This window comes from Actinomadura sp. 6K520 (assembly GCF_004349245.1).
In the GTDB taxonomy this organism is placed as follows: Bacteria; Actinomycetota; Actinomycetes; order Streptosporangiales; family Streptosporangiaceae; genus Spirillospora.
Map to the genome: position 1 here is coordinate 18,070 of NZ_SMLC01000082.1, position 12,880 is coordinate 30,949.

The following is a 12,880-nucleotide window of genomic DNA, read 5'->3' on the forward strand; positions in this document are numbered from 1 at the left end:
CGCCCGCTCGCGCCCCGGTCCGGGCCGCGAGCGGGCCACCCGCGGGTGACCGCGCAACCAACGATGCAAGACCGGAGCAAGGGTGAACATCATGGATAGACCAGTCGTGGCGATCGTGCGGCCCTTCACCTCGGCGGCGATGGTCGCCCCCGCCCTGCGGGAGGCGGGGTTCAGCCCGGTGGCCGTCATGGACTACACGGGTCCGTCGCTGGCCCCGCTGCACTCCTCGCACGACCCCGGGGCCTATGACGCGGTCATCAACCACCACGGCGACATGGCCGGCACCATCGAGCGGCTCGGCGGGCTGAAGCCGATCGCCGTCATCCCCGGCGTCGAGGCGGCGCTGCGGCTCGCCCAGGAATGCTCGGACGCGCTCGCGCCCGAGTTCTCCAACGTCGCCGAGCTGGTGGACGCCCGGCGCCACAAGTACCTCATGCACCAGGCGCTCACCGAGGCCGGGCTGCCCGTCCCGCGGCAGATCTCCACCAACGACCCCGAGGAGGTCGCCGCCTGGATCGAGCGCGAGGGGCTCGCCGGCAAGGACCTCGTCGTCAAGCCGCCGACCAGCGCCGGGACCGTCGGGGTGAGCCGCGCGCCCGGCGGCCGGGGCTGGCGCGAGCTGTTCACCGCGATGCTCGGCACCCGCGACAAGCTGGACGTGCTGGCCGAGGAGGTGCTCGTCCAGGAGATGATGACCGGCACCGAGTACGCCATCGACACGGTCAGCCACAACGGGCGGCACTCGATCACCGACATGATCAAGTACAAGCGGGTGCCGTACGGCGAGGGCATCGCGGTGTACGACTGCGTGGAGTGGCTGCCCTACGACACCGACGCCTACGGCGAGCTGATCGACTACGGGCTGGCCGCGCTGGACGCGGTGGGCCTGCGCAACTGGGCGGCGCACACCGAGATCATGATGACCCCGGACGGGCCGCGGCTGCTGGAGGTCAACGCGCGGCTGGCCGGCGCGGGCAACCCGGCGGTGACCGAGGTCGCCACGGGGGAGAGCCAGGTCACCCGGATCGTGGACGTGTGCCGCGGGCTCGGCCCGCAGCTGCCGCCCGGCTACACGCTGCGGCGCAACGTCATGGCGGTGTTCCTGATGTCGCACTCGACCGGGATCGTGCGCAACGCGGAGATCTACGACCAGGCGCGCGACCTGCCGAGCTACCACTCCCCGGTGCACGTGGTGAGCACGGGCGACCACGTGGACGCCAGCACCGACCTGTTCGCCAGCATGACGATGGGCTACATCATCCTCGCCCACGAGGACGCGGCGCAGATCCACGCCGACCGGGAGGCCATCCGCAAGATGGAGAAGGACCTGGTGGTCGACGCCGACTCTTAACCCGCGGGGGTTCCGCACCGCCGGGCCGGCGGTGCGGGGCGCTGTGACGCATCGAACGGCCTCCGCTACTACTACGGCTTGTAGTATGTCTGACAGCACGTAGTACTACAGCTTGTAGTAGTAGCCGGAGGCCGCGAGCATGGACCCAGTCGACATCGCACGGTGGCAGTTCGGAATCACCACCGTGTACCACTTCCTGTTCGTCCCGCTGACGATCGGGCTGTCCGCGCTCGTCGCCGGCCTGGAGACGGCGTGGATCCGGACGGGCAAGACGGCCTACCTGCGCGCCACGAAGTTCTGGGGCAAGCTCTTCCTGATCAACTTCGCGATGGGGATCGTCACCGGGATCGTGCAGGAGTTCCAGTTCGGCATGAACTGGAGTGACTACTCCCGGTTCGTCGGCGACGTCTTCGGCGCCCCGCTCGCCATCGAGGGGCTGCTGGCGTTCTTCGTCGAGTCGACCTTCCTCGGGCTGTGGATCTTCGGCTGGGACCGGCTGCCCAAGCTCCTGCACGCGGCGTGCATGTGGCTGGTGGCCATCGGCACCGTGCTCTCGGCGTTCTTCATCCTCGCCGCGAACTCCTGGATGCAGCACCCGGTCGGCTACAGCATCGACCAGGAGACCGGACGCGCCGTCCTCACCGACTTCTGGGCCGTGCTGACCAACTCGACGCACCTCGCCGCCTTCCCGCACACGATCACCGCCGCGTTCGTCACCGCCGGCATGTTCATGGTCGGCGTCAGCGCGTGGCACCTCGCCCGCCGCAAGAACATCGAGGTCTTCCGCCCGTCGCTGCGACTGGGGCTCGCCGTCACCGCGGTCGCCGCGCTCGGCGTCGTCATCAGCGGCGACAACCTCGGCAAGACCATGACCGAGCAGCAGCCGATGAAGATGGCCGCCGCCGAGGCGATCTACGACACCGAGCGGCCCGCCGGGCTCTCCCTGTTCGCGGTCGGCACGCTGGACGGCGACGAGGAGATCTTCGGCATCAAGGTGCCGGCCGTCCTGTCGTTCCTGTCCACCGGCAGCTTCGACGGCGAGGTCCAGGGCATGAACGACCTCCAGAAGGAGGCCGAGGCCGCCTACGGGCCCGGCGACTACCGGCCGTTCGTCCCCGTCATCTACTGGAACTTCCGCCTCATGACGGGGGTCGGGTTCCTCACCCTCCTCGCCTCGCTGGCCGGGCTGTGGCTGCTGCGGCGCGGGCGCCTGCCGTCGAACCCGTGGGTGTACCGGATCGGCGTGCTGTCGCTGACGCTCCCGTTCATCGCCAACTCCGCCGGATGGATCTTCACCGAGATGGGCCGGCAGCCCTGGTCGGTGTGGGGCGTGCTGAAGACCTCGGCGAGCGTCTCCCCGAGCGTCAGCGCCGGCTCCATGCTCATCTCCGTCATCGCCCTGACCGCGCTGTACGGCGTCCTGATGGTCATCGAGGCCGGGCTGATGCTCAAGTACGCCAAGGCCGGGCCGCCCACCGAGGAGGAGGTCCTGCCCCCCGACCCCGGCGATGACGACGACTCCGACACCGAGCGCTCGCTCGCGTTCGCCTACTGAGAGGGCCGCCGGTCATGGAACTCACCACCGTCTGGTTCATCATCATCGCCTTCCTGTGGACGAGCTACTTCTTCCTGGAGGGGTTCGACTTCGGCGTCGGGATGCTGCTGCCGGTCCTCGGCCGCGACGACGTCGAACGCCGCGTCGTCATCAACACCATCGGGCCCGTCTGGGACGGCAACGAGGTCTGGTTCATCGTCGCCGGCGCCGCCATCTTCGCCGCGTTCCCCGAGTGGTACGCCACCCTGTTCAGCGGCTTCTACCTGCCGCTGCTGGCCATCCTGCTCGCGTTGATCGTCCGCGGGGTCGCGTTCGAGTACCGCGGCAAGCGCGACGACCCCCGGTGGCGCGCCCGCTGGGACAAGGCGATCTTCTGGGGCAGCCTCGTCCCGGCGTTCCTGTGGGGCGTCGCGTTCGCGAACATCGTGCGCGGCGTGCCGCTGGACGCCGACCACGAGTTCGCCGGCACCCTCGCCGACCTGCTCAACCCGTACGCGCTGCTCGGCGGGCTCACCACGACGGTCCTGTTCGTCCTGCACGGGGCGGTGTTCCTCGCGCTGAAGACGTCCGGGGACATCCGGATCCAGGCCCGCCGCGTCGCGAGCGTCGCCGTCGTCGCGGCCATCGCCGCCGGCGCGAGCTTCCTGCTGATCACCCAGCTCCAGCACGGCAAGCCGGTGACCTGGCTGACCGCCGGGGGCGCCGCCGCCGGACTGCTCGTCGCCGCCGCCGCCAACGCGCGGGGCCGCGAGGGCTGGGCGTTCATCGGCACCGGAACCGCCATCGTCCTCGCCGTCGCCACCCTGTTCACCGCGCTCTTCCCGGACGTCATGCCGTCCACCCTCGGCGCCGCGAACAGCCTCACCACCGAGAACGCCTCCTCGACCCACTACACGCTGACGATCATGACGTGGGTCGCGGTGCTGTTCACCCCGATCGTGCTGGTCTACCAGGGCTGGACGTACTGGGTGTTCCGCAGGCGCATCGGCACGTCCCACATCCCCGCACGCGAGCCGGCGAAGAAATGAAACCCCTCGATCCCCGGCTGCTCAGGTACGCCCGGACGACGCGGATCTTCCTCCTGTCGTCGGTGGCGCTCGGCACCGCCACCGCCGGGCTGATCATCGCGCAGGCGACGCTGCTCGCCGACATGCTCACCCGGGCGTTCCTCGGCGGCGCGTCCCTCGCCGACCTGCGCGTCCCGCTGCTGCTCCTGCTCGCCGTCGTCGCCGGCCGGACGCTCGTCGCGTGGCTGCAGGAGGTCGCGGCGCACCGCTCGTCCGCCGCGGTCAAGTCGCAGCTGCGCGGCCGGCTGCTCGCGCACTCGCTGCGGCTCGGGCCGCGCTGGCTCGCCGGGGAGCGCAGCGGCGAACTCGCCACCCTCGCCACCCGCGGCATCGACGCGCTCGACGACTACTTCTCCCGGTACCTGCCGCAGCTCGTGCTCGCCGTGATCGTCCCGGTCGCCGTCGGGGCGCGGATCCTGCTCGGCGACTGGCTGTCCGCCGTGACGATCGCGGTGACGCTGCCGCTCATCCCGATCTTCGCGATCCTCGTCGGGCTCACCACCCAGCGGAAGATGGACCGGCAGTGGCGGACGCTGTCCGCCCTCGCCGCGCACTTCCTCGACGTCGTCGCCGGGCTGCCCACCCTGAAGATCTTCGGCCGGGCGAAGGCGCAGGCCGCGAAGATCCGCGAGGTCACCGACCGGCACCGGCGCGCCACCATGTCGACGCTGCGGATCGCGTTCCTGTCCGCGCTCGTCCTGGAACTGCTGTCGACGATCTCGGTCGCCCTGGTCGCGGTGTCCATCGGGCTTCGCCTGGTCGAGGGCGGCATGGGCCTGGAGACCGCGCTGCTCGTGCTGATCCTCGCGCCGGAGGCGTACCTCCCGCTGCGGGCGGTCGGCGCCCAGTACCACGCGAGCGTCGAGGGCCTCACCGCCGCCGCGCGGATCTTCGAGGTGATCGAGACACCGGCGCCCGCCCCCGGCACGCGCACCGACGTGCCGGACCTCGGCCGCGCCACGCTCCGCCTGGACGGCGTGACGGTCAACTACGACGGACGCGGCGCCCCCGCCCTGGACGACTTCGGCCTCACCGTCCACCCCGGCGAGACCGTCGCGCTCACCGGGCCGAGCGGTGCGGGCAAGTCGACCGTCCTCGCCGTGCTCCTCGGCTTCGTCCGTCCCGACTCCGGAAGCGTCATGGCCGACTGGGACGACCTCACCGAACTCGACCCGGACACCTGGCGGGCGCAGATCGCGTGGGTGCCGCAGCGCCCCCACCTGTTCGCCGGGACCGTCGCCGCCAACATCCGCCTCGGCCGCCCCGGCGCGTCCGACGCCGACGTCCGAGCCGCCGCCCGAGCCGCGAACGCGCTGGAGTTCATCGACGCCCTCCCGCGGGGCCTCGACACACCCCTCGGCGAACGGGGCGTCGGCCTCTCCGCCGGCCAGCGGCAGCGCATCGCCCTCGCCCGCGCCTTCCTGCGGGACGCGCCGCTCCTCCTCCTGGACGAACCCACCTCGAACCTCGACGCGGAGAGCGAGGCCACCGTGATCGACGCCGTCCGCCGCCTCGCGGCCACCCGCACCGTGCTCCTCGTCGCGCACCGCCCCGCCCTCGCCACCGTGGCCGACCGCGTCATCCCCGTCACCCCCGCGGCGGTGACGGCATGATCCTCCGGCTGCTCCGCTTCGCCCGACCCGCCCGGGGGCGCCTCCTCATCGCCGTGGTGTTCGGGGTCCTGGCGCTCGGCAGCGGCGTCGGGCTGATGGCGACCTCGGCGTGGCTCATCTCGCGCGCGGCGCAGCATCCGCCGGTGCTCATGCTCATGGTCGCGATCGTGGCCGTCCGTGCGTTCGGGCTAGGACGCGGTGTGTTCCGCTACATCGAGCGCCTCGTCGGGCACGACGCGACGTTCCGCATCCTGGCCGACCTGCGAGCACGTGTGTACGAACGGCTGGAACGCCTGGCGCCCGGCGGGCTTCCTTCGTTCCGTGAGGGGGACCTCCTCAGCCGGCTCGTCGCCGATGTCGATGCCGTCCAGGACCTTTTCCTCCGGGTGCTTCTGCCCTACGCGGTCGCCGCCGTCGTCGGGGGCGCGTCCGTCGGCCTCGCCTGGGCGCTGCTTCCGTCCGCCGGGGCCGTGCTCCTGCTTGCGCTACTGCTCGCGGGTGTCGTCGCACCCTGGCTGTCGGCCGCCATGGCGCGGCGTGCCGAGCGCCAGACGACCGACCTGCGCGGCGAACTGACCTCGCACGTGGTCGACACGCTCCAGGGCGCCCCCGAACTCATCGCCTACGGCGCCGCCCCCGCACAACTCGCCGAGGCGACGCGACTCGACCGCGCCTTCACCCGCGCCTCGGCCCGTTCCGCCACCACCGCCGGCGCCGGAGCGGCCCTCTCCGCCCTCGCCGGGGGCCTGGCCGTCTGGGGCAGCCTCGCGGTCGGCGTCCCGGCCGTCCGCTCGGGCGTGCTCGACGGGGTGCTGCTCGCGGTGATCGTCCTCCTGCCGCTGGCCGCGTTCGAGGTCGTTGCCGGGCTCCCCCTAGCCGCTCAGTACCTGGAGCGTGTCCGACGTTCGGCTACCCGGATCTTCGCCGTCCTGGACAGCCCCGAGCCGGTGCACGACCCTGCCGACCCCACACCACTGCCTGCGGCGCCCTACACCCTCGCGGTGAAGAACCTGCGTGCCCGGTGGACACCCCAGGCCCCCTACGCGCTCGACGACATCTCCCTGGACCTGACCCCAGGTCGCCGCTGCGCGATCGTCGGACCGAGCGGTTCCGGCAAGACCACGCTCACCGCCGTCCTGCTCCGCTTCCTGGAACCGGCAGGCGGCCAGGCGACCCTCAACGGCGTAGATCTCCGCGCCCTACACGGCGACGACGTCCGCCGGGTCATCGGCCTCTGCGCCCAGGATGCCCACCTGTTCGACTCGACCATCGGGGAGAACGTCCGCCTGGCCCGTCCTGACGCCACCGAACACGAGATCCGTGACGCCCTACACCGCGCTCGCGTCCTCGACTGGGTCGACTCACTCCCACAGGGGCTCGACACCCACGTCGGCGAACACGGCGCCCAGGTATCCGGAGGCCAGCGCCAACGGATAGCCCTGGCCCGCGCCCTCCTTGCCGACTTCCCGATCCTCCTCCTGGACGAGCCCGCCGAGCACCTGGACATCGCCACCGCCGACGCCCTAACCGCCGACCTACTAGCCGCCACCGAGGGCCGAACAACACTCCTGGTAACCCACCGCCTAGCCGGCCTGGACGCCGTAGACGAGATCATCGTCCTGGACGAGGGCCGCATAACCGACCGCGGCACCCACGAAGCCCTACTCTCCCGCCCCGGCACCTACCGCACCCTCTGGGACAGGGAACGAACCACCGAACCCGCCCAACCGATCTAGAAAGTCCGCCCGCACCGGGCCCCTCACGCGTAAGGCGGCCGTCGAGCCGACCAGGCGTTGATGGCTGCGCGCTGCTCCCAGACCCAGGACGGCGGACGAACACCCCGGACGATCATTCCCGGATTGGCCAGGGAGAGGCGGTACACCAGATCCCTGAACCCGTCGCCGGACCAGCGACCAGGCCGCAGCCCGGTACCGTCAGCAGGCCCGGCCAGGTAGCGCATGCGACTTGAGAGCCGGAACGAACCTCCCTCCCAGTGCACACGAGCCGAGCCCCCTACCAACCGCGCGACCGGGGAGAACCTGACCTCTTGGATCTGCCTGACATCGACCTCCACGTCCCGTCCCAGACCACGGACGGACATACGAAGGTCCGGCGACAGGACGACCCTGCGAGAAACGCGGTCCTCCAAGAAGAACGCGAGCGCCATGCACACCAAATACCACAGGAGAACCCAGTGGAAGCCAGCCCCGAAGAATCCAGTAATGATGGATCCGGTAACGACGGCGATGGGCGCCGCAAAGAATGAGGAAGAAGGCGGATAAGCCCGGTACTGGTAATGCCAAGGCCCGGCGGCACCGGTGTCCCTCGCCGCCAGATGCTCTGTCACGTCCCGGTCCGCCTTCTCAGACAACCGGACACCGTCAGCACGACACCGAACGCCATGCCTAACAATGAACACTTACCTACGCCCACCACGCCTCGATCACCGACCACCGCGGCGACGGCGCACATCGGACGTCCAGGACAGATCCTCTCCGCTGTGCCCCTGCGACCCTCTGTACCAGGCACGCATGTCGCGACGGTTCTCGCGTGTCTCACCCATCAACTCCGCCCCATCCCGAAGTCGATGCCCCCGCCGCCGAAGCCGCCGATCGTAGACAACCCCGAACCCCAACAACAGAACAACGAACCCGGCGACCAGCAGCAACCACATACACCCACCCTCCCCCCTCACCCGACCCACGAAAAGGAAATCCTGCACACAGGCGTCCACCCCTGTGGAACCATCCCCAGATGGTCGAAGTGACCCTGGACCTGGACGCCGGCCCAACCCCGCTGCTGATACTGCAGACCGAATCATGGGAGGTACACATCTGGGCACCCCTCAAGGACCTATCCCGCCTAAGCGAAATCCGCGAGGCGACCTGGCCCAACCGACGCTCCCTACAAGCGGGCATCTGCGCAGGCACCCCAGTCTTCTGGTCACTGACCGAAGACGACCATGCGGCCCTCCTGATCGGCCAGGACGACGAAACCTGGGACGCCGCCCTACTCATCCCACTAACGACAGTGGACGCCATCGTCGCCCTGACTCACCACCCTCCGCCGGCACGCCCCTAAGCTCCTGGGCAGCGACCGGTTACGGACGCGCCCCCATGGCAGGTCCGACTCGACACAGACCGACGTTCTATGAATGATTGCGGGGAGTTGTCGTCGGTCCTTGAAGGTGACTTCATGCGGGTGAGGTTCGGATGGCTGGTCGGGTTACTCGTTGGCGCAGCCCTCGGAGCGACCTGGGGATGGTTCGGAAACAGCTATGAATCCGGCGACAGCGCAATCGGCACCGGCCTCATGGGCGCCGTAGCGGGAATCATCCTCGGAGCCATAATCGACATCGCACGGTACGCCAAGAAGCCACCAAGACGCCCCTGACCCCCTGCCTATTGACCCGCTTAAGCGCCTCAATCGTGAGTCAAACCCTTTCCCGAATCGCCGATCAGGGTGACGATCTTCTTGGCCACCGTGGGTGCTGCGGCGATGGTGGAGGACGATGTGTACTCGTGCTCTGTGCCGTCATGGTCGATGACCTTGGCCCCGGCTTCGCGGGCGATGATGACGCCTGCGGCTGAGTCCCAGGGCTTGTTTGAAAGTGTGATGCTGGCGTCCAGCTTGCCTTCGGCGACCCACGCCAGGTCTATGACCGCTGGGCCGAGCATGCGGACACGTTGGACGTTGGCTGCCAGGTGTTCGGTGAGCGCGATGCGTTGGCGGTTCTTGGCTTCGGCTCCCTCGCCCACGGCGTAGTCCCCGACGGCAACGATGGCGTCTTCAAGGTCGGTGGTCATGCTGGTTCGGATGCGGCGGCCTCCGAGGTAGGCACCGGTGTGCTGGGCTGCGTGGTAGCGGGTGCCTAGAAACGGTAGGTCGATGACGCCCACGATTGGGCGGCCCCGTTCTACGAGGCCGATGGAGACGCCGCAGAGCGGGATGTTGCGGACGAAGTTGGCGGTGCCGTCGACCGGATCGATGACCCAGAGGAGTTCTCCGGCGGTGTCTCCGGTGACGCCGTCTTCCTCTCCGAGTACGGCGATGTCGGGAGTTCGCTCTCTGAGATGGTCAAGGACTGCGCGTTCCACGGCGTAGTCGACCTCGCTGGCCATGTCGCGGTCACCTTTGGCGGTGACAAGGCCGGGGGCGCGTGTGCGCACCAGGTCGCCGGCCATCTCCGCTGCCCGGAGTGCGACGGGTAGTAGTGCCGCCGGTACGTCGCTCATACGATTCGGCCTCGTCCCATAGCGCGGTGAAGATCTCTTCGGACGTCCCATCGGGCCCCCGCCGGTCGAGTGCGCTCGACGAGGAACATCGGCGAATCGACTCCGCGGGCATTCGGTAGTTGGAGCTGTGCACACATAGCCTGCCGTTGACGAGCGCGATGTTGAATCCGGATCGTCTCGTCGTACACGGCAACCGACAGCCGGTCTCGAACCCCGGGCGACAGCCGCTTGCGTAGTGGCCCGTATCCATGGCGAATGTCACATGACCACGGGTGTCACAGGGGTCGGGTCGCCGGTGTCTTGTGTTCGTCGACGCCGCGCGGATGACCGCGCGGCACGCGACTGCATCTGGAATCGGCCGTAAGGGACGCCGTATGAACGTCGCACTATGGATCGTTGCCGGGCTGCTGGCCGTCGTCCTGTTGGCAGGCAGCGCCAAGCTGATCGTGTCGAAGGAGAAGGCCGGGATGCTGGGGGAGCACTCGCGATGGGTGCAAGACTTCAGCCCCGCCGCCCTCAAGGCCATCGGAGCCCTGGAACTCGCGGGCGCGGCCGGCCTGATACTGCCCGCCGCGCTCGACATCGCACCATTTCTGGTGCCGGTGGCCGCTTCCGGTGCGGTGTTGTTGTTCACCGGTGCGGTGACCATGCGCCTCCGGCGTGGCGAACGGAAGACGATCGTCCCCGATCTGATCTACCTTGTCATGGCTGTCTTCGTGGCGTGGGGCCGCTTCGGCCCCGAGTCCTTCAACGGCTGACCGACGGCAGGACCACCGGGAGTTGATTCGGATGGCAACGGCGCTCGGAGACGTCGACGGGCGCGGCGCCGGCTGCGACCCACTACCCGCGACACCTCTGACGACAGAGTCGCTGAACAGCGGTCGGCAATGAGGGACCAGCGCGGCCCGGTGATTCGGGCACTGGCCGAGTCGGGTCGAAAGACTCACCACTGGCGTGGTCGGCATGCTGAGGTAGATGACCGGGCCTATCTGTTCGAGACGGTCATCGACCACGGGGTGCACTGGGCGATTCGCCATATAGAGCTGGAAGACACCGGCAGGGTGCTGCGGTATGGCTGGGATCACCTAGTGCGGTGACCACGAACGTTCACCGGGTCTTGTCAGGCGGCTTTGGGTCGGGGGCGTCCCCAGCGTTGCTGGCGTTCGCTGCGGACTCGGGCGCGTTCGCGGCGTTGGGCGGCCAGCACGTCGGGGTGGCGGGCGTTGGCGTTGCGCCAGCGCAGGTAGGCCTGGATCTCCCACGCCAGCACGGTGTGGTTGGGGTGGTTGGAGTTGCCCATGACGAAGGTGCGCAGTGGCCCGAACTGCGCCTCGATCGGGTTGGCCCACGAGGCGTAGGTGGGGGTCAGGCACAGTTCGACGTTGTTGCGGGCCGCCCACGCTCTGATCTGCGGGGTCTTGTTGGCCGACAGGTTGTCGCAGATCACGTAGATCGGGGCGCCGTCCGGGCGTGCGGCGCGGATCGACTTCAGCGCCGCCAGGGTGTTGGCGCCGCTCTTGCCGCGGCGGGTGACGCCCCACAGGGTGTCATCGCCCAGCGAGTAGCAGCCGTGGAAGTACCGGACGCCGTGGGTGCGGCGGTAGGTCCCCGGCAACCGGTCCGGCCTGCCCTGCTCGGCCCAGCCGGTGCCGTGGCAGGGCCGGATCGACAGCGGCCCGAACTGGTCGAAGGCGAAGCACCGGTCGGTGAACCGGGTCGTGACCTCCTCGATCCGGTCCAGCTTGGTCTCGAAGTCGGGGTCGTTGGAGGTCTTCCAGGTGCGGGTGCGCTGGAAGGTGACCCCATGGGCGTGCAGGAGTTGCCGCAGCCGCTCACGCCCGATCTGGATCTTCCGTTCGCTGCGGTCGGCGAGGTGGTCGGCGAGTTTGCGGACGCTCCAGCAGGTGAACGGACGCCCGAGCTTGGCCGGGCGCGTTCGGGCCGTCTCGATGATGAACGCGATGTCATCATCGCTGATCAGGCGGGGACGGCCTCCCGCCCAGTCAGGGTCCAGGCAGGCCAGCCCTCGCTGGTTGAAGTCGTGGATCACGTCCCGGACGGTGTCCTCGTGCGCGGCGACCAGGCGGGCGATCGCCGGGGCCGGCGTCCCCGCCGCCGACGCCTGGACGATCATCGCCCGGCGGACCCGGATCGACTCGTGTTTGCCCCGCCGGATGATCTGCTGCAGCCGGCGCCCCTCGTCCTGGGTCAACCGCCGTGCTCTGACCGGCTCTGCCACCAGCCCGCCCCTCCCTCGATAACGACCTGTCGTCAACGAGGGTGAAGCCGATCAACCTGCCCGTCCCGGACCCTGCCCGGCGTGTCACCCAACCCGGTGAACGTTCGTGGTCACCGCACTAGAGGACGAGCACGGGTTCCTGGCCGAGGGCGAGATCAAGCCGGAGGCGTGGGGACTGGAGCGCATTACCGTGCAGGCCTTCGAGGCCGCCTGGTCGAGCGGCGACACGGCCCCGGCGGCAAGCTGACTGTCCGCATCGGTCTGCGACGAGGGGCTGATCTTCGTCGGTGCTAAAGGCGCCGCTGCTCCGCCGGGCGAACTTCCGGCGTAATTGGGGTGCGGGCCTTGAACAAGGCGGAACTCAAGGACGTGCGGTTTCACGACCTGCGCCACACCGGGAACACCCTCGCAGCGATCGCAGGCGCGACGCTCCCTGAACGCAAAGAGCGCATGGGCCATGCGAGTGACCGCGCGGCCATGATCTACCTGCACGCGACGGACGAGCGGCACCGCGAGATCGCCGACCCCCTAAGCGCCATGGCCAAGGCTGAACTCAAGGGGAAGAAGCGATCGGGCACGCAACGGGCACGGAAGCGGAAGAAGAGATCGTAAGCGACGAGAGCCCAGGCCGGAACTTCGGTTCTGACCTGGGCTCTTTCGCTGGTGGAGCCTAGGGGATTCGAACCCCTGACACCCGGCTTGCAAAGCCGGTGCTCTACCAACTGAGCTAAGGCCCCGTGCGGCGGGGACAAGCCTACCGGTGGTCGGCGGTCAACGTGTCACCGGCGGGGGCCGGGAGGAGGAGGTCGGGGAGGGCGGT

General features: G+C 69.2%; 12 protein-coding genes and 1 tRNA gene. 9 read left to right on the top strand and 4 right to left on the bottom strand.

The genetic code is table 11. The features are described 5' to 3' along the window. Positions 1-91: 91 nt before the first annotated feature. The 5 genes from E1289_RS21475 to cydC all read left to right on the top strand — a co-directional run bounded on the left by E1289_RS21475 (position 92) and on the right by cydC (position 7,322). On the top strand, positions 92-1,351 hold the full coding sequence (locus tag E1289_RS21475; RefSeq protein ID WP_131982888.1) for an ATP-grasp domain-containing protein: 1,260 nt from the start codon (positions 92-94) through the stop codon (positions 1,349-1,351). Between the two features lie 139 nt (positions 1,352-1,490). Next, positions 1,491-2,906, top strand: a complete 1,416-nt coding sequence (locus E1289_RS21480) for a cytochrome ubiquinol oxidase subunit I (RefSeq protein ID WP_131982891.1) — start codon at positions 1,491-1,493, stop codon at positions 2,904-2,906. A 14-nt stretch (positions 2,907-2,920) separates the two neighbouring features. Then, the gene (gene cydB, locus E1289_RS21485) at positions 2,921-3,934 is read left to right on the top strand and encodes a cytochrome d ubiquinol oxidase subunit II (protein WP_131982893.1); all 1,014 of its coding nucleotides are present in this window, start codon (positions 2,921-2,923) and stop codon (positions 3,932-3,934) included. Next, on the top strand, positions 3,931-5,586 hold the full coding sequence (gene cydD / locus E1289_RS39080) for a thiol reductant ABC exporter subunit CydD (protein WP_207929072.1): 1,656 nt from the start codon (positions 3,931-3,933) through the stop codon (positions 5,584-5,586). Before cydB ends, cydD begins: the two co-directional genes overlap by 4 nt. After that, positions 5,583-7,322, top strand: coding sequence for a thiol reductant ABC exporter subunit CydC (cydC, locus tag E1289_RS39085; RefSeq protein WP_207929073.1), 1,740 nt, complete (start codon positions 5,583-5,585; stop codon positions 7,320-7,322). The genes cydD and cydC overlap by 4 nt, the downstream gene beginning before the upstream one ends. Positions 7,323-7,345: 23 nt before the next feature. Here cydC and E1289_RS21495 read toward each other — a convergent pair whose 3' ends face one another. After that, positions 7,346-7,933, bottom strand: a complete 588-nt coding sequence (locus E1289_RS21495) for a hypothetical protein (protein ID WP_165970567.1) — start codon at positions 7,931-7,933, stop codon at positions 7,346-7,348. Positions 7,934-8,340: 407 nt separating this feature from the next. Here E1289_RS21495 and E1289_RS21500 point away from each other — a divergent pair, with 407 nt between their 5' ends. After that, positions 8,341-8,667, top strand: a complete 327-nt coding sequence (locus E1289_RS21500) for a hypothetical protein (protein WP_131982897.1) — start codon at positions 8,341-8,343, stop codon at positions 8,665-8,667. A gap of 341 nt (positions 8,668-9,008) precedes the next feature. On the opposite strand, the gene E1289_RS21505 is transcribed toward E1289_RS21500, so the two are convergent. Further along, positions 9,009-9,872, bottom strand: coding sequence for an inositol monophosphatase family protein (locus tag E1289_RS21505; protein WP_243713027.1), 864 nt, complete (start codon positions 9,870-9,872; stop codon positions 9,009-9,011). 323 nt (positions 9,873-10,195) lie between these two features. On the opposite strand from E1289_RS21505, the gene E1289_RS21510 reads away from it, so the two are divergent. Continuing rightward, entirely contained in the window at positions 10,196-10,579 is a 384-nt protein-coding gene (locus tag E1289_RS21510; protein WP_131982901.1) for a DoxX family protein, read from the top strand. A 362-nt stretch (positions 10,580-10,941) separates the two neighbouring features. Here E1289_RS21510 and E1289_RS21515 read toward each other — a convergent pair whose 3' ends face one another. Next, on the bottom strand, positions 10,942-12,060 hold the full coding sequence (locus tag E1289_RS21515; protein ID WP_131982903.1) for an IS630 family transposase: 1,119 nt from the start codon (positions 12,058-12,060) through the stop codon (positions 10,942-10,944). A gap of 106 nt (positions 12,061-12,166) precedes the next feature. On the opposite strand from E1289_RS21515, the gene E1289_RS38305 reads away from it, so the two are divergent. Next, positions 12,167-12,307 (top strand): hypothetical protein, encoded by a 141-nt coding sequence (locus E1289_RS38305; protein WP_165970568.1) that lies wholly within the window; start codon positions 12,167-12,169, stop codon positions 12,305-12,307. A 98-nt stretch (positions 12,308-12,405) separates the two neighbouring features. Further along, on the top strand, positions 12,406-12,672 hold the full coding sequence (locus E1289_RS21520) for a hypothetical protein (RefSeq protein WP_243713029.1): 267 nt from the start codon (positions 12,406-12,408) through the stop codon (positions 12,670-12,672). Positions 12,673-12,721: 49 nt separating this feature from the next. Here E1289_RS21520 and E1289_RS21525 read toward each other — a convergent pair. Beyond that, positions 12,722-12,797 (bottom strand) — tRNA-Ala (locus E1289_RS21525). Positions 12,798-12,880: the final 83 nt, after the last annotated feature.

Coding starts and splice junctions, on each gene's coding strand:
- E1289_RS21475 (WP_131982888.1), top strand. CDS start 92: ATGGATAGACCAGTCGTGGCGATCGTGCGGCCCTTCACCTCGGCGGCG.
- E1289_RS21480 (WP_131982891.1), top strand. CDS start 1,491: ATGGACCCAGTCGACATCGCACGGTGGCAGTTCGGAATCACCACCGTG.
- cydD (WP_207929072.1), top strand. CDS start 3,931: ATGAAACCCCTCGATCCCCGGCTGCTCAGGTACGCCCGGACGACGCGG.
- E1289_RS21510 (WP_131982901.1), top strand. CDS start 10,196: ATGAACGTCGCACTATGGATCGTTGCCGGGCTGCTGGCCGTCGTCCTG.
- E1289_RS21505 (WP_243713027.1), bottom strand. CDS start 9,872: ATGGGACGTCCGAAGAGATCTTCACCGCGCTATGGGACGAGGCCGAAT.
- cydB (WP_131982893.1), top strand. CDS start 2,921: ATGGAACTCACCACCGTCTGGTTCATCATCATCGCCTTCCTGTGGACG.
- cydC (WP_207929073.1), top strand. CDS start 5,583: ATGATCCTCCGGCTGCTCCGCTTCGCCCGACCCGCCCGGGGGCGCCTC.
- E1289_RS21500 (WP_131982897.1), top strand. CDS start 8,341: ATGGTCGAAGTGACCCTGGACCTGGACGCCGGCCCAACCCCGCTGCTG.